At 61.7% G+C, this 21,672-nt stretch carries 19 protein-coding genes and 5 tRNA genes; 18 read left to right on the top strand and 6 right to left on the bottom strand.

Annotated elements, in window-relative coordinates; all coding sequences use genetic code 11:
* Window positions 1-6 precede the first annotated feature (6 nt).
* From ACIPZB_RS23825 to ACIPZB_RS23815, 3 genes are all read right to left on the bottom strand, one after another.
* A complete protein-coding gene (locus ACIPZB_RS23825) occupies window positions 7-498 on the bottom strand; it encodes an Lrp/AsnC family transcriptional regulator (protein ID WP_400642990.1) in 492 nt (163 codons plus the stop codon).
* An 80-nt stretch (window positions 499-578) separates the two neighbouring features.
* On the bottom strand, window positions 579-1,643 hold the full coding sequence (locus tag ACIPZB_RS23820; RefSeq protein WP_400642989.1) for an ornithine cyclodeaminase: 1,065 nt from the start codon (window positions 1,641-1,643) through the stop codon (window positions 579-581).
* Window positions 1,644-1,796: 153 nt separating this feature from the next.
* Window positions 1,797-3,551, bottom strand: a complete 1,755-nt coding sequence (locus ACIPZB_RS23815) for a sigma-54-dependent Fis family transcriptional regulator (RefSeq protein WP_400642988.1) — start codon at window positions 3,549-3,551, stop codon at window positions 1,797-1,799.
* A gap of 224 nt (window positions 3,552-3,775) precedes the next feature.
* On the opposite strand from ACIPZB_RS23815, the gene ACIPZB_RS23810 reads away from it, so the two are divergent.
* From ACIPZB_RS23810 to ACIPZB_RS23785, 6 genes are read left to right on the top strand one after another with little or no spacing between them, the layout of a single operon-like run.
* Complete coding sequence (locus ACIPZB_RS23810) at window positions 3,776-4,870, top strand: ABC transporter ATP-binding protein (protein ID WP_400642987.1); 1,095 nt, start codon at window positions 3,776-3,778, stop codon at window positions 4,868-4,870.
* Entirely contained in the window at window positions 4,870-5,967 is a 1,098-nt protein-coding gene (locus tag ACIPZB_RS23805) for an ABC transporter ATP-binding protein (protein WP_400642986.1), read from the top strand. Before ACIPZB_RS23810 ends, ACIPZB_RS23805 begins: the two co-directional genes overlap by 1 nt.
* On the top strand, window positions 5,964-6,827 hold the full coding sequence (locus tag ACIPZB_RS23800) for a carbohydrate ABC transporter permease (protein ID WP_008089446.1): 864 nt from the start codon (window positions 5,964-5,966) through the stop codon (window positions 6,825-6,827). Before ACIPZB_RS23805 ends, ACIPZB_RS23800 begins: the two co-directional genes overlap by 4 nt.
* Window positions 6,828-6,830: 3 nt before the next feature.
* Complete coding sequence (locus tag ACIPZB_RS23795) at window positions 6,831-7,631, top strand: carbohydrate ABC transporter permease (protein WP_400642985.1); 801 nt, start codon at window positions 6,831-6,833, stop codon at window positions 7,629-7,631.
* 13 nt (window positions 7,632-7,644) lie between these two features.
* Entirely contained in the window at window positions 7,645-7,917 is a 273-nt protein-coding gene (locus ACIPZB_RS23790) for a DUF2160 domain-containing protein (protein WP_008089450.1), read from the top strand.
* Between the two features lie 38 nt (window positions 7,918-7,955).
* Window positions 7,956-9,695 carry a carbohydrate ABC transporter substrate-binding protein gene (locus tag ACIPZB_RS23785; RefSeq protein WP_400642984.1) on the top strand — a complete coding sequence of 580 codons (1,740 nt, stop codon included), beginning with the start codon at window positions 7,956-7,958 and terminating at the stop codon, window positions 9,693-9,695.
* A 160-nt stretch (window positions 9,696-9,855) separates the two neighbouring features.
* Here the strand turns inward: ACIPZB_RS23785 and folD are convergent, their stop codons facing one another.
* Entirely contained in the window at window positions 9,856-10,710 is an 855-nt protein-coding gene (folD, locus tag ACIPZB_RS23780) for a bifunctional methylenetetrahydrofolate dehydrogenase/methenyltetrahydrofolate cyclohydrolase FolD (protein WP_008089453.1), read from the bottom strand.
* 255 nt (window positions 10,711-10,965) lie between these two features.
* On the opposite strand from folD, the gene ACIPZB_RS23775 reads away from it, so the two are divergent.
* The 5 genes from ACIPZB_RS23775 to ACIPZB_RS23755 all read left to right on the top strand — a co-directional run bounded on the left by ACIPZB_RS23775 (window position 10,966) and on the right by ACIPZB_RS23755 (window position 11,562).
* Window positions 10,966-11,042 (top strand) — tRNA-Arg (locus ACIPZB_RS23775).
* A gap of 42 nt (window positions 11,043-11,084) precedes the next feature.
* Window positions 11,085-11,160 (top strand) — tRNA-His (locus tag ACIPZB_RS23770).
* A gap of 54 nt (window positions 11,161-11,214) precedes the next feature.
* Window positions 11,215-11,299: transfer RNA gene (locus ACIPZB_RS23765), tRNA-Leu, on the top strand.
* 45 nt (window positions 11,300-11,344) lie between these two features.
* Window positions 11,345-11,420, top strand: a tRNA-His gene (locus ACIPZB_RS23760).
* Between the two features lie 57 nt (window positions 11,421-11,477).
* A tRNA-Leu gene (locus ACIPZB_RS23755) sits at window positions 11,478-11,562 on the top strand.
* A 91-nt stretch (window positions 11,563-11,653) separates the two neighbouring features.
* On the opposite strand, the gene ACIPZB_RS23750 is transcribed toward ACIPZB_RS23755, so the two are convergent.
* Window positions 11,654-11,956 carry a Fis family transcriptional regulator gene (locus ACIPZB_RS23750; protein ID WP_400642983.1) on the bottom strand — a complete coding sequence of 101 codons (303 nt, stop codon included), beginning with the start codon at window positions 11,954-11,956 and terminating at the stop codon, window positions 11,654-11,656.
* Complete coding sequence (locus ACIPZB_RS23745; protein ID WP_400642982.1) at window positions 11,953-12,309, bottom strand: type II toxin-antitoxin system RelE/ParE family toxin; 357 nt, start codon at window positions 12,307-12,309, stop codon at window positions 11,953-11,955. Before ACIPZB_RS23745 ends, ACIPZB_RS23750 begins: the two co-directional genes overlap by 4 nt.
* A gap of 182 nt (window positions 12,310-12,491) precedes the next feature.
* On the opposite strand from ACIPZB_RS23745, the gene ACIPZB_RS23740 reads away from it, so the two are divergent.
* The 7 genes from ACIPZB_RS23740 to ACIPZB_RS23710 all read left to right on the top strand — a co-directional run bounded on the left by ACIPZB_RS23740 (window position 12,492) and on the right by ACIPZB_RS23710 (window position 21,514).
* A complete protein-coding gene (locus tag ACIPZB_RS23740; protein ID WP_400642981.1) occupies window positions 12,492-12,791 on the top strand; it encodes a DUF6388 family protein in 300 nt (99 codons plus the stop codon).
* Between the two features lie 246 nt (window positions 12,792-13,037).
* The gene (gene tig / locus ACIPZB_RS23735; protein WP_400642980.1) at window positions 13,038-14,351 is read left to right on the top strand and encodes a trigger factor; all 1,314 of its coding nucleotides are present in this window, start codon (window positions 13,038-13,040) and stop codon (window positions 14,349-14,351) included.
* A gap of 91 nt (window positions 14,352-14,442) precedes the next feature.
* Window positions 14,443-15,084: an ATP-dependent Clp endopeptidase proteolytic subunit ClpP gene (gene clpP / locus ACIPZB_RS23730; RefSeq protein WP_008097937.1), complete on the top strand. Its 642-nt coding sequence runs from the start codon at window positions 14,443-14,445 to the stop codon at window positions 15,082-15,084.
* A gap of 108 nt (window positions 15,085-15,192) precedes the next feature.
* Complete coding sequence (gene clpX / locus ACIPZB_RS23725) at window positions 15,193-16,476, top strand: ATP-dependent Clp protease ATP-binding subunit ClpX (RefSeq protein WP_008097935.1); 1,284 nt, start codon at window positions 15,193-15,195, stop codon at window positions 16,474-16,476.
* Window positions 16,477-16,639: 163 nt separating this feature from the next.
* Window positions 16,640-19,036, top strand: a complete 2,397-nt coding sequence (lon, locus tag ACIPZB_RS23720) for an endopeptidase La (RefSeq protein WP_400642979.1) — start codon at window positions 16,640-16,642, stop codon at window positions 19,034-19,036.
* A gap of 152 nt (window positions 19,037-19,188) precedes the next feature.
* Window positions 19,189-19,461 (top strand): nucleoid-associated protein HU-beta, encoded by a 273-nt coding sequence (gene hupB, locus ACIPZB_RS23715; RefSeq protein WP_008097930.1) that lies wholly within the window; start codon window positions 19,189-19,191, stop codon window positions 19,459-19,461.
* 181 nt (window positions 19,462-19,642) lie between these two features.
* Window positions 19,643-21,514 carry a SurA N-terminal domain-containing protein gene (locus ACIPZB_RS23710; protein ID WP_400642978.1) on the top strand — a complete coding sequence of 624 codons (1,872 nt, stop codon included), beginning with the start codon at window positions 19,643-19,645 and terminating at the stop codon, window positions 21,512-21,514.
* Window positions 21,515-21,672: the final 158 nt, after the last annotated feature.

The raw sequence follows: 21,672 nt of genomic DNA, 5'->3' as shown, positions 1-21,672 counted from the left end.
TAGACTCTACCCGTTGACAGGCCCAGCGCTGCTTTTCACCACCGCCAGTTCGGGGTGGGCGACCAGTTTGTCGATGTGCAGCGCCTCGGTGTTCATCCAGCTTTCGCTCAGCACCCGGTAGTGCTCCAGGTCACGGCAGCGCAGGCGCAGGCTGTAGTCGAAATGGCCGCTGATCAATTGGCATTCATGAACCTGCGGGCAGGCGCGCATGGTGGCTTCGAAGGCCTTTTGGGCGGCACGGCCGCTCTGGTTGGACAAGGCCACCAGCACCAGCAGGGAAAGGCCGGGGGCGACTTTCTGCGCGTCGATGATCGCGCCGTAGCCGCGAATCACGCCGCGTCGCTCAAGCTTGCGCACGCGCTCCAGGCACGGGCGCGGGGTGAGGTGAACCAGCGTCGAAAGTTTCTCGAAGGTGATACGGCCGTCAACGCGCAGCACATTGATGATGGCTTCGTCGATGCGGTCCAGGGGAGGAAGTGGAACGTCCTTGGTGTCCATGCGCTTGGGCTTCTTTGTCGAAGGGGCATGGACAAGATAGGCGGTAAGGGGCTGCTGTGCAGCAGCCCCTGGTCAATCCATCAGGCACAAGCGGAGCCAGCCCTGGGCTTGGCACGAATTTCCACCACCCGAGGTTGCAGCAGCGCATACAGGTCTTTCGGGTTTTCCAGCGACGGCACCAGCGCGATGTCCTGGCCGATGTTCATGGCCCGCGCTGTATCGAGCACGTAGCGCAGTGCCGAGTAATCCTCCAGGGCAAAACCGACCGAGTCGAACAGGGTCACCTGCGCTGCGCTCTCGCGGCCTGGGGCGGTGCCTGCGAGCACGTGCCAGAACTCGGTCACCGGCGAGTCGGCCGGCATCTGCTGGATCTCGCCTTCGACCCGGCTTTGTGGCTCGTACTCGACGATCACCCGGGCCCGCTCGACGATGTCGCGGTGCAGCTCGGTCTTGCCGGGGCAGTCGCCGCCCACGGCGTTCAGGTGCATGCCGGGTTCGATCATGTCCGGGGTCAGGATCGTGGCATAGGCTTTGTCGGCGGTGACCGTGGTGACGATGTCGGCGCCGCGCACCGCTTCGGCGACGGACTTGGCGACGATCAGCTTCAGCCCAGGGCGGCCGGCCAGGTTGGCCACCAGTTTTGCCGTGGCGCAGGGGTCGATGTCGTACAGGCGGATTTCATCGATGCCCAGCAGCGTCTTGAAGGCGATGGCCTGGAACTCGCTTTGCGAGCCATTGCCGATCAACGCCATGCTCCGGCTGTCCTCGCGCGCCAGGTAGCGGGCGGCCAGGGCCGAGGTGGCTGCGGTACGGATCGCCGTGGTCAGGGTCATCTCGCTCAGCAGCAGCGGCGCACCGGAGCTGACCTCGCTCAAGGCACCGAACGCCATGACGGTGGGCAGGCCGAGGCGGGTGTTCTTCGGGTGGCCGTTGACGTACTTGAAGGCGTACAGGCCGGCGTCGGCGACCGGCATCAGTTCGATCACCCCGTCAGGTGAGTGGTTCGCCACCCGGGCGCACTTCTCGAAAGATTGCCAGCGCAGGTAGTCCTGGCGGATGTACTCGGCCATTTCCACCAGGCAGGTGGCCAGGCCCTTGCGGTTGACCAGGCGGGCGAGGTCTTGCACATCGATATAGCGAGTCATGGCAGTCTCCCTGCGGCAGCGCTGTCCAGAAATGGGTTCAAAACCATTGTCCCGTGGGCAGAGGGCACATACTGGCTGAAGCAGGGCCGGCGCCCAGCGGGACCGGCTGATTTCAGGCGAGTGGCAGCCGAATCGGCTGTGGGGTGTCTGCAATCACTGTTCGCGCAATCTTTTGTACAGGGTGGTGCGGCTGATCCCGAGCTCGCGCGCGACGGCCGAGAGATTGCCGTTGGCATTTTGCAGCCGGGTCTGCAGGTCGTCTTCGGGCAGTACGGCGCTGACGGCCACGGGCCCGTATGCCTCGGCCAGAAAGCCCGACGGCAGGTGTTCGAGCGTGATTGGCTCGGTGCCCGCCAATGCCAGCGCCACCTGTATCACGCTGACCAGCTCGCGCACATTGCCTGGCCAGGGGTGGCGTTCGAGCAGCTCGAGGATGGCCTGGGGCAGCCGCGCCGGCTGCCCCGGGTCGCGGTGCTGGGCATGCACCTGTTCGATCAGTTGCCGCCGGTCGCTGCGCTCGCGCAGCGCTGGCAAGACCACTGCCATGGCGGCGATGCGGTAGTAGAGATCCTGACGAAAGCGCCCGACACGCACTTCTTCTGCCAGGTCGCGGTTGCTCGCCGAGATTACCCGGATATCCACCGCCACCGGTTCACCGCTGCCCAGCGGCTGGATGCTGCGCGCCTGCAATACACGCAACAGGCGGGCCTGGGTAGGCAGCGGCATGTCACCGATTTCGTCGAGGAACAGGATGCCCTGGTCGGCCTTGCGGATCAGTCCGGGGTTGCCCTTGTGGTGAGCGCCGGTGAAGGCGCCTTTGTCGTAGCCGAACAGCTCCGACTCCACCAGCTCGGCGGGAATGGCGGCGCAGTTGACTGCGATCAACGGCTGGCGGGCGCGGCTGCTGGCGCGGTGCAGGGTTTCGACGAACAGCTCTTTGCCCACCCCCGTTTCACCCTGGATCAACAGGGGAATGTCTTTCTCCAGCAACAGGCTGGCCTGTGCCAGGGCCTTTTCCAGGCGTGGGTCGCTGCCCGGCGCTGCTGTGCGCGGCGGGCTTTGGCGGGGGGCTTGCCACTGGCAGTGGAAGCGGTTGCGCCCGGCCGCCTGCAGGGCGAAGGCGTGATGTTGGGGGTGAGCGAGCAACTGGCGCAAGGGGATCTGGAACAGTTGTTCGAGGTTCTGTCGCCGCGGGTCGACCCCCAGCAGGCTGTCGGCCCGATGATTGGCCGCAAGCACCTGGCCACGCTCATCGAATACCAGTAAACCGGCCCAGGGGCTGTCGAGGTTGTCGGAGCCACTGTTGAACAGCAGCTGCGCGTGGCGGTCGGCGTACTGCGCCAGAATCAGGCGGTTCTCCAGGCTCTGGCCCATCATGCGCACAAGGCCCAGGGTCTGGGTGGCCGGCAGGTAGCCGTCGCTGGCCACATCGAGCACCCCGACCAGCTGCCGCTCGGCATCGAACAGCGGCGCCGCGGCGCTGGCCAGGTAGTGGTTCTGGCGCAGGTAGTGTTCATCCTGGCCGACATGGATCGGCTCGGCGCAGACCAGGGCAGTGCCAAGCGCATTGGTGCCTACACCCCGTTCGTGCCAATGGGCGCCTGCACTGAAGCCGTGCTGCTGGCGCGGCTCGACGAAACGCCGCGAGCCCCAGGTGTCGAGCAGGCAACCGCTGGCGTCGGCCAGCATCACCAGGTAACTGGCATTGCCCAGCAAGTGCGCGTACTGCGGCAGCACCTCATCGCGGGTCAGTCGCAGCAGCGACTGGCGACGCTCCAGCAGGGCGTTCAGTTCGGCGCGGGTGAGGCAGTCGAAGTCCGGTGCGCTTTGCGGCTGCAGGCCATGCTCGCGACAACGGGCCCAGGAGGCCTGGATCAGTTGGGCGTGGGTCGAAGCGGATGTGGCCATGGGCCTGTCCTGTGTGATTGTTGTTATCGGCCGACCGTCGTTCAGTGTCGTTCACGGCTGTTCAATGTCAAACCCGCGAGTGTTCAGGTGTTCAGCGAATCTGTTCAGTTGTGAACCACGGGTGGCCGGTCAGCGTTGGCAAAGGCGCGTGCCAGAGCGAAGGGGCAAAACTGGCATGGAACTGGCTCTGTGTGGCGGACAACAATCAAAAAGGGCCGCACACCATGTCCCTGGTGCTGGAGCAGGTCAGTCGAAGTATCGATGGCCATGCCTGGATCATCGATGCCTCCCTGCGTTTCGAGCCAGGATCGTTCAACGTGCTGCTGGGGCGCACCCTGGCCGGCAAGACCAGCCTGATGCGCCTGATGGCCGGCCTCGACCGCCCGGATCGGGGGCGCGTGCTGATGGATGACAAGGATGTGACCGGCATTGCGGTGCGCCACCGCAACGTGTCGATGGTGTATCAGCAGTTCATCAACTACCCGACCCTGAGTGTCTTCGAGAACATTGCCTCGCCTCTGCGCCAGGCGGGCCTGGCCGAGGCGGACATCCGCCGGCGCGTGCAGGAAACCGCCGAGATGCTGCGCATCGAGGCCTACTTGCAACGCTTGCCGCTGGAGCTGTCCGGCGGTCAGCAGCAGCGCACGGCCATGGCCCGGGCGCTGGTCAAGGATGCCTCGCTGATCCTGTTCGACGAGCCGCTGGTCAATCTCGACTACAAGTTGCGTGAGGGCCTGCGCCAGGAACTGCGCGAGCTCTTCGCCGCGCGCCACTGCATTGCCGTGTATGCCACCACCGAGCCCAACGAAGCGCTGGCGCTGGGCGGCACCACGACCGTGTTGCACGAGGGCCGTATCGTGCAGAGCGGGGCCACTGCCGAGGTCTATCAACGCCCCTGCAGCGTGCTGGCTGCCGAGCTGTTTTCCGAACCCCCGATCAACCTGATTCCGGGTCGCATCAGCGGCAACGAGGTGAGCCTGGCCCAGACCGTGCACTTCGCCCGTAACGCCGATTTGCAGCGCCTGGGGGATGGCGATTACCGCTTCGGCGTGCGCCCCAGCCACATCACCCTGGTACCGTCACACGACGATGACCTGGAGCTGGCCGTGCGGGTGGAGCTGGCCGAGATCAGTGGTTCGGAAACCTTCCTGCATGTGCGTAACGAGCACTGGCGGATGGTCCTGCACCTGCCCGGCGTACACGAATACCAAGTGGATGCGCCGATACGTGTGTTCATCCCCACCCACAAGCTGTTCGTCTTCGACAGCGCAGGTGCACTGGTGCAGGCGCCTGGCCTGCGCCAGGCGAGGAGTGCCTGATGGCCGAGATCCGCCTGCGGCAACTGGCCCACAGTTACAGCCGCCAGCCTGCCAGCGAGGCGGACTATGCCCTGCATGCGCTGGACCATGTATGGGAGCAGGGCGGTGCCTATGCCTTGCTGGGGCCCTCCGGTTGCGGCAAGTCGACCCTGCTCAACATCATCTCGGGCCTGCTCACGCCGTCCCATGGCGAGGTGCTGTTCGACGGCAAGCCGGTCAACGACTTGCTGCCGCAACAGCGCAACATCGCCCAGGTGTTCCAGTTCCCGGTGGTGTACGACACCATGACGGTGTTCGACAACCTGGCCTTTCCCTTGCGCAATCAGGGCCTGGACGAGGGCCGGGTGCGCAGCCGGGTCGAGGAAATCGCCGAGGTGCTCGACCTGTCGGCGGTGCTGCAGAAAAAGGCGCGCAACCTCAGCGCCGACGAAAAACAGAAGGTGTCCATGGGCCGCGGCCTGGTGCGCGACGACGTCTCGGCGATTCTCTTCGATGAGCCGCTGACGGTGATCGACCCGCACCTGAAATGGAAGCTGCGGCGCAAGCTCAAGCAGATCCATGAGCAGTTCAACATCACCATGATCTACGTCACCCATGATCAGCTGGAGGCCTCGACCTTCGCCGACAAGATCGCGGTGATGCACGGCGGGCGCATCGTCCAGTTCGGCACCCCGCGCGAGCTGTTCGAGCGACCCCGGCATACCTTCGTCGGCTACTTCATCGGCAGCCCGGGCATGAACCTGATCGATGTGCGGGGCGAGGCCGATGGCGTTGCGTTCGGTGATATCCACCTACCCCTGCCCGAGGGACTGCGCGAGCGTCTGGCGGCGACGGGCGGCGGGCGCCTGCAGGTGGGGATTCGCCCGGAATTCGTGCAGCTGTGGGACAGCCCGTTCGATCAGGCCTACCCGGCGCAGGTGCTCGACGTCGAGGACCTGGGCACCTACCGCATCGTCACCCTGGCATTGGGTGGGGTGTCGCTCAAGGCGCGCCTGGCGGAGGACCGTCCCTTGCCGGCGGCACAGGCCTGGGTGAGCCTGCCGGCGCAGTGGCTGATGCTGTATGTCGACGATGTGCTGCTGGAGGCCGGGCCATGAACAAGGTGCCCAACAACAAGGCCTGGTGGCTGGTGCTGCCGGTGTTCCTGCTGGTGGCCTTCAGCGCCGTGGTGCCGATGATGACCGTGGTCAATTATTCGCTGCAAGACATCTTCGACCAGTCCAACCGTTACTTCGTGGGGGCCGACTGGTACCGCCAGGTACTGCGCGACCCGGCCTTGCACGATGCCTTGCTGCGCCAGTTCATCTATTCGGCCTGCGTGCTGGCGATCGAGATCCCGCTGGGCATCGCCATCGCCCTGACCATGCCGACCCAGGGGCGCCGGGCCTCGCTGTGCCTGATCGTCATGGCCATTCCATTGCTGATTCCGTGGAACGTGGTCGGCACCATCTGGCAGATCTTCGGCCGCGCCGACATCGGCCTGCTCGGCGCGACGCTGGCCAAGCTTGGGGTGAACTACAACTACGCCAGCGACACCTTCGACGCCTGGCTGACCGTGCTGGTGATGGACGTGTGGCACTGGACCTCGCTGGTGGCGCTGTTGTGCTATTCGGGCCTGCGTGCGATCCCGGACGTGTACTACCAGGCGGCGCGCATCGACCGCGCCTCGAACTGGGCCGTGTTCCGGCACATCCAGCTACCCAAGCTGAAGAACGTATTGCTGATCGCGGTGATGCTGCGCTTCATGGACAGCTTCATGATCTACACCGAGCCGTTCGTGCTGACCGGCGGGGGGCCGGGCAACGCCACCACCTTCCTCAGCCAGACCCTCACGCGCATGGCCGTGGGGCAATTCGACCTGGGCCCGGCGGCAGCGTTTTCGCTGGTGTACTTCCTGATCATCCTGCTGGTGTCGTGGCTGTTCTATACGGCCATGACCCACGCCGACAAGGACTAGGCCATGAGCACGAGAAAGACCCTGGTCCTGCTGCTGTATTTCTTCTTCCTGCTGGTGCCGATCTACTGGTTGCTGAACATGTCGTTCAAGAGCAACACCGAGATCCTCGGTGGCCTGACCCTGTGGCCGCAGGCCTTTACCCTCGACAACTACCGGGTGATCTTCACCGATGCCAGCTGGTACAGCGGCTACCTCAACTCGCTGTACTACGTGTGCCTGAACACGGTCATTTCGCTGCTGGTGGCGCTGCCGGCGGCCTATGCCTTTTCACGTTACCGCTTTCTCGGCGACCGCCACCTGTTCTTCTGGCTGCTGACCAACCGCATGGCGCCGCCGGCGGTGTTTCTGCTGCCGTTCTTCCAGCTGTATTCGTCGATCGGCCTGTTCGACACGCACATTGCCGTGGCCTTGGCCCATTGCCTGTTCAACGTGCCGCTGGCGGTGTGGATCCTGGAAGGCTTCATGTCCGGCGTGCCCAAGGAAATCGACGAAACCGCCTACATCGATGGCTATAGCTTCCCGCGCTTCTTCGTGAAGATCTTCATTCCGCTGATCGGTTCCGGCATCGGCGTGACGGCGTTTTTCTGCTTCATGTTCTCGTGGGTCGAGCTGCTGCTGGCGCGCACCCTGACGTCGGTCAATGCCAAGCCGATCGCAGCGGTGATGACCCGCACCGTGTCCGCCTCAGGAATCGACTGGGGGGTGCTGGCCGCGGCCGGAGTGCTGACCATCTTGCCGGGCATGCTGGTGATCTGGTTCGTCCGCAACCACGTGGCCAAGGGCTTTGCCCTGGGCCGGGTATAGGGAGGTAGCACGCATGGAGTGGATGGCCTGGACCCTGCCCACGGCGCTGTTCTTCGCGGCCGTCGGCGTGCTGTTGCTGTGCATGACCTTGTTCGAGCTGCGCCGCCCCTGTGTCGAGCGGCGCGGCTTCCTGCCGATCGTCACCAGCCGTGGCGACCGGTTGTTCATCGGCCTGCTGGCCAGCGCCTACCTGCACCTGCTGGTGGTCGGGCTCAGCGATTGGCCGTTGTGGGTGGCCTCGCTGCTGTCGCTGGGCTGGCTGGTGGTGGTGATGCGCTGGGGCTGAGCGACGGCTCCGGGGAATAACTCAATCGGGAGATCACAATGTTCCAGAACAATCACAAACGGCGACATTTGACCCTGGCCGCGTGGCTGGTACTGGCCAGCGTGCAGGGCACGGCGTGGGCCGACCAGTACGAGGACGCGGCGAAAAAGTGGATCGGCAGCGAGTTCAAACCGTCCACCCTGACGCCTGAACAGCAGTTGGCCGAGCTCAAGTGGTTTATCAAGGCTGCCGAGCCGTTTCGTGGGATGAAGATCAACGTGGTGTCGGAAACCATCACCACCCATGAGTACGAGTCCAAGGTGCTGGCCAAGGCCTTCAGCGAGATCACCGGCATCCAGCTGACCCACGACCTGCTGCAAGAAGGCGATGTTGTGGAGAAGCTGCAGACGCAGATGCAGTCGGACAAGAACATCTATGACGGTTGGGTCAACGACTCCGACCTGATCGGTACGCACTTTCGCTATGGCAAGGTGGAATCGATCACCGACCTGATGGCCAACGAAGGCAAGGATTACACCTCGCCAACCTTGGACATCAAGGATTTTATCGGCCTGTCCTTTACCACCGCCCCAGACGGCAAGGTCTATCAACTGCCCGACCAGCAGTTCGCCAACCTTTACTGGTTCCGCGCCGACTGGTTCGAGCGGCCGGAGCTCAAGGCCAAGTTCAAGGAAAAATACGGTTACGAACTGGGCGTGCCGGTGAACTGGTCGGCCTACGAGGACATCGCCAAGTTCTTCACCGAGGACGTCAAGGAAATCGACGGCAAGCGGGTGTACGGCCACATGGACTACGGCAAGAAAGACCCCTCGCTGGGCTGGCGCTTCACCGATGCCTGGTTTTCCATGGCCGGCGGCGGCGACAAGGGCCTGCCCAATGGCTTGCCGGTGGATGAGTGGGGGATTCGCGTGGAGGATTGCCACCCGGTCGGCTCCAGCGTGACCCGCGGCGGCGATACCAATGGCCCGGCGGCGGTCTATGCGACGCAGAAGTACGTCGACTGGATGCGAGCCTACGCGCCCAAGGAAGCCCAGGGCATGACCTTCTCCGAGGCCGGCCCGGTACCGGCCCAGGGCAACATTGCCCAGCAGATCTTCTGGTACACCGCGTTCACCGCCGACATGACCAAGCCGGGGCTGCCGGTGGTCAATGCCGACGGCACGCCGAAATGGCGGATGGCGCCATCGCCCAAGGGGCCGTACTGGGAGGAGGGGATGAAGCTGGGGTATCAGGATGCCGGCTCCTGGACCTTCTTCAAGTCGACGCCGGAAAAGCAACGCTTGGCCGCGTGGCTGTACGCCCAGTTCGTCACGTCCAAGACGGTGTCGCTGAAGAAGACCATTGTCGGCCTGACGCCGATTCGGGAGTCGGACATCAACTCCCAGGCCATGACCGATCTGGCGCCCAAGCTGGGGGGGCTGGTGGAGTTCTACCGCAGCCCGGCGCGGGTGCAGTGGACGCCGACCGGTACCAACGTGCCGGACTATCCACGCCTGGCGCAGTTGTGGTGGAGCCATATCGCCGAAGTGGCCAGTGGCGAGAAGACCCCGCAGGAGGCACTGGATGGCCTGGCGCGCGACCAGGACAAGATGATGGAGCGGCTGCAGCGCTCCAATGCGCAGGCGACCTGTGCGCCGAAGCTCAACCCGGAGAAAGATGCCCAGTACTGGTTCGACCAGCCGGGGGCACCAAAGCCAAAGCTGGCCAACGAGAAACCCAAGGGCGAGACGGTCAGTTACGAGGAACTGCTGAAGTCGTGGGAGGCGGCGCGCAAGTGATCGGCTAGAGACCGCGTTGGCCCTATCGCCGGCAAGCCGGCTCCCACAGGGTATTGTGTGGGAGCCGGCTTGCCGGCGATAGGGCCAGTACCGTCAGCCAACAAGTCACAGGCAAAAAAAACGGCACCTGCCAGAGGTGCCGTTTTCATCTCACGCCATCTTACTTATGCAGCTCTTCGGCGGCATACAGCGTGTTCTCCAGCAGGCAAGCGCGGGTCATCGGCCCGACGCCACCCGGCACCGGCGTGATCCAGCCGGCACGGGGCAGGGCGGTCTCGTAGACCACGTCGCCGACCAGCTTGCCATCGTCCTGGCGGTTGATACCGACGTCGATGACGATGGCGCCTTCCTTGATCCACTCACCCTTGACCAGGCCCGGCTTGCCGGCGGCTACTACCACCAGGTCGGCGCGGCCGACGTGGCCGGGCAGGTCCTTGGTGAAGCGGTGGCAGACGGTAACGGTGCAGCCGGCCAGCAGCAGCTCCATGGCCATCGGCCGGCCAACGATGTTGGACGCGCCGACGATCACCGCGTTCATGCCGTACAGGTCCTGACCGGTGCTTTCCAGCAGGGTCATGATGCCTTTTGGCGTGCACGGGCGCAGCAGCGGGATACGCTGGGCCAGGCGGCCGATGTTGTAAGGGTGGAAGCCATCGACATCCTTGTCCGGGCGGATACGCTCGAGCAGCAGCGAGGCATCCAGGTGCGCCGGCAGCGGCAACTGCAGCAGGATGCCGTCGACGGCCGGGTCGTCGTTGAGGCGGTCGATCAGCTCGGTCAGGGCTTGCTGCGTGGTATCGCTGGGCAGGTCGAAAGCTTGCGAAATGAAGCCGACCTCTTCGCAGTCCTTGCGCTTGTGCGAGACATAGACTTGGGAGGCGGGGTCGGTGCCGACCAGGATCACCGCCAGGCCCGGCGTGCGCAGGCCTTGCTGGCGACGCTCCTCGACTCGTTGAGCGATCTCTTTGCGCAGGTTGGCGGCGATCGCCTTGCCATCGATTAGGTGTGCAGTCATAGACGCGTGATTAACCATCGAGAAAGGAACAATAAAGAGGGCGCATTCTCGCACGACACGGCCCGAGGGCAAAGGCGGGTGGTCGGGCAAATCCCCTAACCCCTTAAATAATTTAAATTTTTTTGAAAAAGGTGTTGACGCTCTACCGGCTCGCCTATAAGATTCGCCGCACTTGTCGGGCACAGCCTAGCACTGGTTGGCTAAGTCGGGCAGAATGAGTGGTTTGTCGCTCGTTCGGTTAGGCTTTAAGCTTATGCGCCCGTAGCTCAGCTGGATAGAGCATCCGCCTTCTAAGCGGATGGTCGCAGGTTCGAGTCCTGCCGGGTGCGCCATTAGGCCGCATGGGCAAGCAAGTAAGGCTGTTTAGCGATATGGTGGGCGTAGCTCAGTTGGTAGAGCGCTGGATTGTGATTCCAGTTGTCGTGGGTTCGATTCCCATCGTCCACCCCATATTCTTCAAAGGCGCCTTGATTGTAGATCTGGCGCCTTTGTTTTAAGCGCTACGCGGACGTGGTGAAATTGGTAGACACACTGGATTTAGGTTCCAGCGGCGCAAGCTGTAAGAGTTCGAGTCTCTTCGTCCGCACCATGTTTCTGTAAAGGCAGTACCGCAGCATCGCAAGACCGCAATATGGTGGGCGTAGCTCAGTTGGTAGAGCGCTGGATTGTGATTCCAGTTGTCGTGGGTTCGATTCCCATCGTCCACCCCATATTCTTCGAAGGCGCCTTGATTGTATAATCAGGCGCCTTTGTTTTTTCTGCCTCGCGCGGACGTGGTGGAATTGGTAGACACACTGGATTTAGGTTCCAGCGGCGCAAGCTGTAAGAGTTCGAGTCTCTTCGTCCGCACCATCTAGCGGGCGTGCCCTCAAATTTTTCAGGGCATGACGACAAAAAGGGCAGCCCATGGGCTGCCCTTTTGCTTTTCTGTAGATTGCCCGGCTCAGGGCTGGGTGGTGCTGTGCTCGGGGACCAGGCGCACTTCAACTCGTTGCCCTAGCGCGCGAGCGGCGCTTGCCAGGGTGGCAAGGGTCATGCCCGGGTCGTTCTGGTCCAGTGCTCGGTCTACCGCGGTGCGGCTGGTGTGCATGCGTTCTGCCAGAATTTTCTTGGTTACCTTCTGGGACTTCATGGCTTCTGCGATCTGCCAGGCAATCACGCGCTTGAGCGCGGCGGCGGTGACCTCTTCTGTCAGGCTTTGTTCGGAGAGGAAATCGTCGAAGTTGGAGCCGATATGGGGGGTCATTGTTTGTTTCTCTCCAGGGCCGATTTGCGTTGTCGGGCGGTTTGCAGTTCGTTTTCCGGTGTCTTCTGGCTTTTTTTGATAAAGCCATGGAGCAGGGCCATCTGGTTGCCGGATACGGTAAACAGCACGCGCGCTATGGTGTTGCCCAGGTTGACTCTCGCTTCCCATAGATCTTTTTCCAGCTTTCTTACCAGGGGCATGCCGAGTGGCCATCCAAGCTGGATCGTCTTTATCTCGATCCCAATCATTCGCTTCTGGTCGCAGGGTAGGGAGGTCAGCCAGTCGCGGACGGGCTCGTTGCCTGCTTGGGTTCGGTAAAAGCAGACTTCCAGTGAAGGTGGGTTTTCGCTCATTGAAGTGTACCAAAAAAGGTACTCCATTCAAGCGGTGCGGGACATGCGATGACAGAGGCTGCTTCTTATGGTTGCGTAGGAATGCGCGCAGCCCTTGTAATCCTCTGGTGGCGCCCCAATAAAAGCTGATAGATTTCAGCCGGTTGAAACGCCGGCCAGTAGGCCGGTAGAGGAATTACCCCATGATTGCTAAAGAAGCCCGCCAGGCCCTGGCGCTGCAGCGATTCGCCGAAGCGAACCCGCAACTGCTCGAAGAAATCCGCGAGCTCGATGCGCGCGAGCAGGCCCAGCAGATCGAGTGGGCATTCGAGGATGCAGCCGATGAGCAGGGCATCCAGCCCTGGGAGCTGGCGCTGCAACTGATCGCCGAAAGCCCCGAGCAGCTTCAGGCCATGCGCCTGGAAACCCATCGCGAGGTGGCCGAGGCGCTGGGCATGGAGTGGGAAGAGTACTGTCAGTTCAACGAAATCGACCCGCAATAACGGCGTTTTCGCAGGCTGCAGTTGTTTGACAAGGTATTTCGGCTGCGCGTCGCCTGAGGCGCTGTGCAGCTTACTTATATAAAGAGGCCCGGCGGCACGCCGTGCGGGCCTTTGAAGCTAATCGACCGGCGTAGTTTCCCGTCGTCCCGAGTGGGGTGACTTCTGCTGCGTGACTCACTAGAATGCTTGCCCTTGATTCTGGAGTCGGGCTATCGCCGGCTAACGTCTGTGCAACGAGGAATATCCATGCAAGTTTCTGTTGAAAACACTTCCGCTCTCGAGCGCCGCATGACCATCGCCGTTCCGGCCGAGCGCGTCGAGAACGAAGTCAACAAGCGTCTGCAGCAGACTGCCAAGCGCGCCAAAGTCGCGGGCTTCCGCCCAGGCAAAGTGCCGATGAGCGTGATCCGCCAGCGTTTCGAAGCCGATGCCCGTCAGGAAGCCTTCGGTGACCTGGTTCAGGCTTCCTTCTACGAAGCCATCGTCGAGCAGAAGCTGAACCCGGCTGGTGCTCCGGCCGTCGAGCCGAAGTCCTTCGAAAAGGGCAAGGACCTGGAATTCGTCGCTATCTTCGAAGTATTCCCAGAGTTCACCGTTGCTGGCCTGGAGTCGATCAAGGTCGAGCGCCTGAGCGCCGAAGTGGCCGATGCCGACCTGGACAACATGCTGGAAGTGCTGCGCAAGCAGAACGTCCGCTTCGAGGCCGTTGAGCGCGCCGCCGAGAAAGACGACCAGGTCAACATCGACTTCGTCGGCAAGATCGACGGCGAAGCCTTCGCCGGTGGTTCGGCCAAGGGCACCCAGCTGGTACTGGGCTCCGGCCGCATGATCCCAGGCTTCGAAGACGGCCTGGTAGGCGCCAAGGCAGGCGAAGAGCGCGTTGTCAACGTGACCTTCCCTGAGGACTATCAGAACCTGGACCTGGCCGGCAAGGCCGCCGAGTTCACCATCACCGTCAACAGCGTGTCGGCCCCTCAGCTGCCAGAACTGAACGAAGAATTCTTCGCCCAGTTCGGCATCAAGGAATCGACCCTGGAAGGCTTCCGCGCCGAAGTTCGCAAGAACATGGAGCGTGAGCTGCGTCAGGCGATCAAGACCAAGGTCAAGAACCAGGTCATGGACGGTCTGCTGGCCGCCAACCCGATCGAAGTGCCTAAGGCCCTGCTGGAGAACGAAGTCAACCGTCTGCGCGTGCAGGCTGTTCAGCAGTTCGGCGGCAACATCAAGCCTGAGCAACTGCCGGCCGAGCTGTTCGAAGAGCAAGCCAAGCGCCGTGTGGTGCTGGGCCTGATCGTCGCAGAAGTGGTCAAGCAGTTCGAGCTGAAGCCGGACGACGCCAAGGTTCGCGAGATGATCGAGGAAATGGCTTCGGCTTACCAAGAGCCTGAGCAGGTCATCTCCTGGTACTACAAGAACGACCAGCAGCTGAACGAAGTCCGTTCGGTTGTGCTGGAAGAACAAGTTGTAGATACTGTTCTGCAGAAAGCGACTGTGACCGACAAATCGGTCTCGTACGAAGATGCCGTAAAGCCAGCACAGGCGCCTGCCGAAGCTGAGTAATACGTTTCTCTCGTAGGAAACCCCCACAAGCCAGCCTTCGCGCTGGCTTGTGCGTATTCAAGCCATGACTATTTGGGAGTGAGCGCAGGACATGTCCCGCAATTCTTATATTCAGCAGAGCTCTGACATCCAGGCCGCAGGCGGCCTGGTCCCGATGGTTATCGAGCAGTCCGCCCGTGGCGAACGTGCCTACGACATCTACTCGCGCCTGTTGAAGGAGCGTGTGATCTTCCTGGTTGGCCCGGTAGAGGACTACATGGCCAACCTGGTAGTGGCGCAGCTGCTGTTCCTTGAAGCGGAAAACCCGGACAAGGACATCCATCTGTACATCAACTCCCCAGGCGGCTCGGTCACTGCTGGCATGTCGATCTACGACACCATGCAGTTCATCAAGCCAGATGTCTCGACCATCTGCATCGGTCAGGCCTGCAGCATGGGCGCCTTCCTCTTGGCCGCAGGTGCCAAGGGCAAGCGCCACTGCCTGCCGAACTCGCGCGTGATGATCCACCAGCCACTGGGCGGCTTCCAGGGCCAGGCCACCGATATCGAGATCCACGCCCAGGAAATTCTCAACATCAAGGCGCGCCTGAACGAGCTGCTGGCCTACCACACCGGCCAGGAGCTTGAGACCATCAAACGCGACACCGAGCGTGACAACTTCATGAGCGCCTCGCGCGCGGCCGAGTACGGCCTGATCGACTCGGTCTACGACAAGCGGCAACTGGTCTCCTGAACCTAGGTGCCAGAGCAGGTAGGCGCCGAAAGCGCCTACCTGCGGACTTGAAAAAGCCCGCAATTGCCTTCATCTTGTGTTGCAAGCCTACCGGATTGGATCGATCGAATGACTGACACCCGTAACGGCGAGGACAGCGGCAAATTGCTTTATTGCTCCTTCTGCGGCAAAAGCCAGCACGAAGTGCGCAAACTGATTGCCGGGCCCTCGGTATTTATCTGCGACGAGTGCGTCGACCTGTGCAACGACATCATCCGTGAGGAGGTGCAGGAAGCCCAGGCCGAGAGCAGCGCGCACAAATTGCCTTCGCCGAAAGAAATCAGCGGCATCCTGGACCAGTACGTAATTGGTCAGGAGCGCGCCAAGAAGGTGCTGTCCGTAGCGGTGTATAACCACTACAAGCGCCTGAACCAGCGTGACAAGAAGGGTGACGAAGTCGAACTCGGCAAGAGCAACATCCTGCTCATCGGGCCTACGGGCTCGGGCAAGACCCTGCTCGCCGAAACCCTTGCACGCCTGTTGAATGTACCGTTCACCATTGCCGATGCCACCACCCTGACCGAAGCCGGTTATGTGGGTGAGGACGTCGAGAACATCATTCAGAAACTGCTGCAAAAGTGCGACTACGACGTGGAAAAGGCCCAGATGGGCATTGTCTACATCGACGAGATCGACAAGATCTCGCGCAAGTCGGACAACCCGTCCATTACCCGTGATGTCTCGGGCGAAGGCGTGCAGCAGGCGTTACTGAAGCTGATCGAAGGCACCGTGGCCTCCGTACCGCCGCAAGGCGGTCGTAAGCACCCGCAACAGGAATTCCTGCAGGTCGATACCCGCAATATCCTGTTCATCTGCGGTGGCGCCTTCTCGGGCCTGGAAAAGGTCATCCAGAATCGCTCCACCAAGGGTGGCATCGGTTTTGGCGCCGAAGTGCGCAGCAAGGAAGAGGGCAAGAAGGTCGGTGAATCGCTGCGCGAAGTCGAGCCGGACGATCTGGTCAAGTTTGGCCTGATCCCCGAGTTCGTCGGCCGTCTGCCGGTCCTGGCGACCCTCGACGAGCTGGATGAGGCGGCGCTGATGCAAATCCTCACCGAGCCTAAGAACGCCTTGACCAAGCAGTATGCTAAGCTGTTCGAGATGGAAAGCGTGGACCTCGAGTTCCGCAGTGATGCCCTCAAGGCCGTCGCACGCAGGGCCCTGGAGCGCAAGACTGGCGCCCGTGGCCTGCGTTCGATCCTCGAAGGCGTGCTGCTCGACACCATGTACGAGATTCCTTCGCAGAAGGAAGTCAGCAAGGTGGTGATCGACGAGAGCGTCATCGAAGGCACGTCGAAGCCGCTGCTGATCTACGAGAACAGCGAGCCGCAAGCCAAGGCCGCACCTGACGCCTGATTCAGGCGAACGTTGGGTACTGGTTGCAAAGAGGAGGGGGCCTACGGGCCCCTTTCTGCTTTTCCTATGCAAGCGCTTGTAATTTCCCAGGCGTGCCCCCACATTAGGTCCAAGCATCATTTCCACCGGTTTCCGGCCATAAGGCCGCTGTAGAGGCGAAATCATGAAGACCACCCTCGACTTGCCTCTCTTGCCATTGCGCGATGTCGTTGTTTATCCGCACATGGTCATCCCGCTGTTTGTGGGGCGTGAAAAGTCAATCGAAGCCCTCGAGGCGGCGATGACGGGCGAAAAGCAGATCCTCCTGCTGGCCCAGAAGAATCCAGCCGACGACGATCCAGGCGAAGATGCCCTGTACCGGGTCGGTACCGTCGCGACCGTCTTGCAACTGCTCAAGCTGCCCGATGGCACCGTCAAGGTGCTGGTCGAGGGTGAGCAACGCGGTGCCGTCGAGCGGTTCAGCGAAGTAGAAGGGCACATCCGTGCCGAAGTCTCCCTGATCGACGAAACCGATGCCGCCGAGCGCGAATCGGAAGTGTTCGTGCGCACCCTGCTGTCGCAATTCGAGCAGTACGTGCAGTTGGGCAAGAAGGTCCCGGCCGAAGTGCTGTCTTCGCTGAACAGCATCGAAGAACCAGGGCGTCTGGTCGACACCATGGCCGCGCACATGGCGCTGAAGATCGAGCAGAAGCAAGAGATCCTCGAGATCGTCGATCTGTCGACCCGCGTCGAGCACGTACTGGCCCTGCTGGACGCCGAAATCGACCTGCTGCAGGTTGAAAAGCGCATCCGCGGCCGGGTCAAGAAGCAGATGGAGCGCAGCCAGCGCGAGTACTACCTGAATGAGCAGATGAAGGCCATTCAGAAAGAGCTCGGTGACGGTGACGAAGGCCACAACGAAGTCGAAGAGCTGAAAAAGCGCATCGAAGCTGCTGGCCTGCCCAGGGATGCCTTGGCCAAGGCTCAAGCCGAGCTGAACAAGCTCAAGCAGATGTCGCCGATGTCGGCCGAAGCGACCGTGGTGCGCTCCTACCTCGACTGGCTCGTGCAGGTACCGTGGAAGGCGCAGAGCAAGGTGCGCCTGGACCTGGCCAAGGCCGAGGAAATCCTCGATGCCGACCACTATGGCCTGGAAGAGGTCAAGGAACGCATTCTCGAGTACCTCGCGGTGCAGAAGCGCGTCAAGAAAATCCGCGGTCCGGTGCTGTGCCTGGTCGGCCCGCCCGGCGTCGGCAAGACCTCGCTGGCCGAGTCGATCGCTTCGGCGACCAACCGCAAGTTCGTTCGCATGGCCCTCGGTGGCGTGCGTGACGAGGCCGAGATCCGTGGCCACCGGCGTACCTACATCGGTTCCATGCCGGGCCGTCTGATCCAGAAGATGACCAAGGTGGGTGTGCGCAACCCGCTGTTCCTGCTCGACGAGATCGACAAGATGGGCAGCGACATGCGTGGTGACCCCGCGTCGGCGCTGCTGGAGGTACTCGACCCCGAGCAGAACCACAATTTCAATGACCACTACCTGGAAGTCGATTACGACCTCTCGGACGTGATGTTCCTGTGCACCTCGAACTCGATGAACATTCCGCCGGCGCTGCTCGATCGGATGGAAGTCATCCGCCTGCCGGGTTACACCGAAGACGAGAAGATCAACATCGCGGTCAAGTACCTGACGCCCAAGCAGGTCAAGGCCAACGGACTGAAGAAGGAAGAGCTGGAGATCGACGTCTCGGCGATTCGCGACATCATCCGTTACTACACCCGTGAGGCGGGTGTGCGTGGCCTTGAGCGGCAAATCGCCAAGGTCTGCCGCAAGGTGGTCAAGGAGCACACCGGGCAGAAGCAGGTGAAGGTCAAGGTCACCAGCGAGCAGCTCGAGCATCTGCTGGGCATTCGCAAGTTCCGTTACGGCCTGGCTGAACAGCAGGACCAGATCGGCCAGGTGACCGGCCTGGCCTGGACCCAGGTGGGTGGCGAGCTGCTGACCATCGAGTCGGTGGTTATCCCCGGCAAGGGCCAGCTGATCAAGACTGGATCGCTCGGCGATGTCATGGTCGAATCCATCACTGCTGCACAGACCGTGGTCCGTAGCCGCGCCCGCAGCCTGGGCATTGCCGCCGACTTCCACGAGAAGCACGACGTGCACATCCACATGCCCGAAGGTGCTACGCCGAAAGATGGCCCGAGTGCCGGTATCGGCATGTGCACCGCGCTGGTCTCGGCGCTGACGCAGATTCCAGTGCGCGCAGATGTCGCCATGACCGGCGAAATCACCCTGCGTGGGCAGGTTCTGGCGATTGGCGGGCTGAAGGAAAAACTGCTGGCAGCGCACCGTGGTGGAATCAAGACGGTGATCATTCCGGAGGAGAATGTTCGCGATTTGAAGGAAATTCCGGAAAATATCAAACAGGATCTTCAGATCAAACCGGTCAAATGGATTGACGAAGTCCTGCAAATTGCGCTGCAATACGCCCCGGAGCCCTTGCCAGATGTGGCTCCTGAGATTGTCGCGAAAGAAGAAAAGCGCGACGGCGATGCTAAGGAAAGAATCAGCACGCATTAGCAGTTTTTGCTCGGGGGGCTTTCCTTGACAGTTTTTTCGGGGCCTTGCTATAAAGCGGCACGCTATTGTCAACAAGCCACCCAGCGCACGTTTCATAAGCTTTTCATTACATACTTAGAAACAAACTCAATAGAGAAATAAGGGGACTTAGAGTGAACAAGTCGGAACTGATTGACGCTATCGCTGCATCGGCTGACATTTCCAAGGCTGCCGCCGGCAAGGCTCTGGATGCTGTGATCGACTCCGTGACCGGTGCCCTGAAAGCAGGCGACGATGTCGTCCTGGTTGGCTTCGGTACCTTCTCGGTGAAGGAGCGCGCAGAGCGCACCGGCCGTAACCCGCAAACCGGCAATGCGATCAAGATTGCTGCCGCCAAGGTTCCAGGCTTCAAGGCTGGCAAAGGCCTGAAAGACGCCGTCAACTAAGTCGTCTTTCAGCCGGACCTGGCCTGGCCGGGTCCGAGCACGCTGATGGCGGGCCGCAAACGTTCCCGCCTGACACGTTTGCTAAGAAAAGGCGCATCCTCGGATGCGCCTTTCTTTTATCAGGATTCTACCCACGCTCCGCGGTTGTCGACGCAGTGGTACAGCCGTTTCTGGGGGACGCATGCTGCAAAATATCAGGGACAATTCACAAGGTTGGATTGCCAAGACCATCATCGGCCTCATCGTCGTGCTGATGGCGTTGACCGGCTTCGAAGCCATTTTCCAGGCTGCTACCCATAGCCAGGACGCCGCCAAGGTGAACGGGCAAACCATCAGCCAGAACGAGCTGAGCCAAGCGGCTGACATGCAGCGCCGCCAGCTGATGCAACAGCTGGGCAAGGATTTCGACCCGGCAATGCTGGACGAAAAGCTGCTGCGCGAAGCCGCGCTCAAAGGGCTGATCGACCGCAAACTGCTGTTGCAGGGTGCTGAAGACGCCAAGTTCGCCTTCTCGGAGGCCGCGCTGGATCAAGTGATCCTGCAGACCCCTGAGTTCCAGGTCGATGGCAAGTTCGATGCCGACCGCTTCGACCAGGTCATCCGCCAGATGGGCTATGGCCGTATGCAATTTCGCGACATGCTTGCCGAAGAAATGCTGATCGGCCAGCTGCGCACCGGTATCGCTGGCAGCAGCTTCGTCACCGACCAACAAGTCGATGCGTTTGCCCGCCTGGAAAACCAGACCCGCGATTTCGCCTCTCTGACCCTCAAGGCCAACCCGGCTGCGGTTCAGGTGAGCGATGACGAGATCAAGGCGCACTATGACCAGCACGCCAAGGAGTTCATGACCCCTGACCAAGTGGTCATCGACTACGTCGAGCTGAAGAAGTCGGCCTTCTTCGACCAGGTCAAGGTCTCTGACGAAGCGCTCAAGGCCCAGTACGAGAAGGAAATCGCCAACCTCGGCGAGCAGCGCCACGCGGCGCACATCCTCATCGAGGTCAACGACAAGGTCACCGATGACCAGGCCAAGGCCCGCATCGCAGAGGTCGAGCAACGCCTGGCCAAAGGTGAAGACTTTGCCACGCTGGCCAAGGAGTTCTCCCAGGACCCAGGTTCCGCCAACAACGGTGGTGACCTTGGTTTTGCAGGCCCAGGCGTGTACGACCCGGCATTTGAAAGCGCCCTGTACAAGCTTAACGACGGGCAGGTATCGGCGCCGGTGCGCACCGATTTCGGCTATCACCTGATCAAGCTGTTGGGTAAGCAGGCGCCTGAAGTACCGAGCTTCGCCAGCCTGAAGGACAAGCTGACCCACGACCTGAAAATGCCGCTGGTCGAGCAGCGTTATGTCGATGCCGCCAAGCAACTGCAGGACGCCGCCTACGAGGCTGCAGACCTGGCCCAGCCGGCCCAGGACCTGAACCTCAAGGTACATACCTCGGCGCCTTTCGGGCGTGAGGGGGGTGAAGGCATTACGGCCAACCGTGGCGTGATCCAGGCTGCATTCTCCGAGGAAGTGCTGGAGGAGGCTGCCAACAGTACCGCCATCGAGCTGGACCCGGAAACCACCGTGGTGCTGCGCGTCAAGGAGCACCGCAAGCCTGAGCAGATGCCGCTGGAAGCCGTGGCCAAGAACATCCGCGATCACCTGGCCAAAGAGAAGGCGACCGCCGAGCTCAAGGCCAAGGCGGACAAGCTGATCGCCGGCCTGCGTGACGGTTCGATCCCGCTCACTGCGAGCCAGGATGGTCAGAACTGGAAGGCCTACGAAGCGGTCACCCGCGGCCAGGAGGGCATCGACCCCGCCGAGCTGCAGGCGCTGTTCCGCCTTGCCAAGCCACAAGCCAAGGACAAGCCGGAGTATGGCAGTGTGGTCCTGGCCGATGGCAGCCTGGTCGTGCTGCAGCTCAAGGGCGTCAACGAAGGCGCGTCCGCCAGCGATGAGGAGAAGCAGCAGATCCGCCGCTACCTCGCTTCGCGTGCTGGCCAGCAGGACTTCGCGGCGTACCGCAAGCAGCTGGAAGGCAGCGCGGACATCACGCGCTACTGAGTGGTTGTCTGGTAACGAAACAGGCCGCGTAATGCGGCCTGTTTCGTTTCTCAGGTTGGTGTAAACCCCAAAGCTCTCGCGATTCCTGTGGGAGCCGGCAAGCCGGCTCCCACAGGTAGTCTGTTGCTGTTCTCGATGCCGGTGCAGTCCCTGTGGGA

Source organism: Pseudomonas sp. NPDC089396 (genome assembly GCF_044749545.1).
GTDB lineage: Bacteria > Pseudomonadota > Gammaproteobacteria > Pseudomonadales > Pseudomonadaceae > Aquipseudomonas.
The sequence above is the reverse complement of the archived record's forward strand: the minus strand, read 5'-3'. Positions and strand labels throughout refer to the sequence as shown.

Bases quoted from the DNA above. Each gene is read 5' to 3' on its own strand.
- ACIPZB_RS23815 (WP_400642988.1), bottom strand. From the start codon at position 3,551: ATGGCCACATCCGCTTCGACCCACGCCCAACTGATCCAGGCCTCCTGG.
- tig (WP_400642980.1), top strand. From the start codon at position 13,038: ATGCAAGTTTCTGTTGAAAACACTTCCGCTCTCGAGCGCCGCATGACC.
- clpP (WP_008097937.1), top strand. From the start codon at position 14,443: ATGTCCCGCAATTCTTATATTCAGCAGAGCTCTGACATCCAGGCCGCA.
- ACIPZB_RS23805 (WP_400642986.1), top strand. From the start codon at position 4,870: ATGGCCGAGATCCGCCTGCGGCAACTGGCCCACAGTTACAGCCGCCAG.
- ACIPZB_RS23820 (WP_400642989.1), bottom strand. From the start codon at position 1,643: ATGACTCGCTATATCGATGTGCAAGACCTCGCCCGCCTGGTCAACCGC.
- ACIPZB_RS23825 (WP_400642990.1), bottom strand. From the start codon at position 498: ATGGACACCAAGGACGTTCCACTTCCTCCCCTGGACCGCATCGACGAA.
- ACIPZB_RS23710 (WP_400642978.1), top strand. From the start codon at position 19,643: ATGCTGCAAAATATCAGGGACAATTCACAAGGTTGGATTGCCAAGACC.
- folD (WP_008089453.1), bottom strand. From the start codon at position 10,710: ATGACTGCACACCTAATCGATGGCAAGGCGATCGCCGCCAACCTGCGC.
- ACIPZB_RS23785 (WP_400642984.1), top strand. From the start codon at position 7,956: ATGTTCCAGAACAATCACAAACGGCGACATTTGACCCTGGCCGCGTGG.
- ACIPZB_RS23795 (WP_400642985.1), top strand. From the start codon at position 6,831: ATGAGCACGAGAAAGACCCTGGTCCTGCTGCTGTATTTCTTCTTCCTG.
- ACIPZB_RS23740 (WP_400642981.1), top strand. From the start codon at position 12,492: ATGATTGCTAAAGAAGCCCGCCAGGCCCTGGCGCTGCAGCGATTCGCC.
- ACIPZB_RS23810 (WP_400642987.1), top strand. From the start codon at position 3,776: ATGTCCCTGGTGCTGGAGCAGGTCAGTCGAAGTATCGATGGCCATGCC.
- ACIPZB_RS23750 (WP_400642983.1), bottom strand. From the start codon at position 11,956: ATGACCCCCCATATCGGCTCCAACTTCGACGATTTCCTCTCCGAACAA.
- clpX (WP_008097935.1), top strand. From the start codon at position 15,193: ATGACTGACACCCGTAACGGCGAGGACAGCGGCAAATTGCTTTATTGC.
- ACIPZB_RS23800 (WP_008089446.1), top strand. From the start codon at position 5,964: ATGAACAAGGTGCCCAACAACAAGGCCTGGTGGCTGGTGCTGCCGGTG.
- ACIPZB_RS23745 (WP_400642982.1), bottom strand. From the start codon at position 12,309: ATGAGCGAAAACCCACCTTCACTGGAAGTCTGCTTTTACCGAACCCAA.
- ACIPZB_RS23790 (WP_008089450.1), top strand. From the start codon at position 7,645: ATGGAGTGGATGGCCTGGACCCTGCCCACGGCGCTGTTCTTCGCGGCC.
- lon (WP_400642979.1), top strand. From the start codon at position 16,640: ATGAAGACCACCCTCGACTTGCCTCTCTTGCCATTGCGCGATGTCGTT.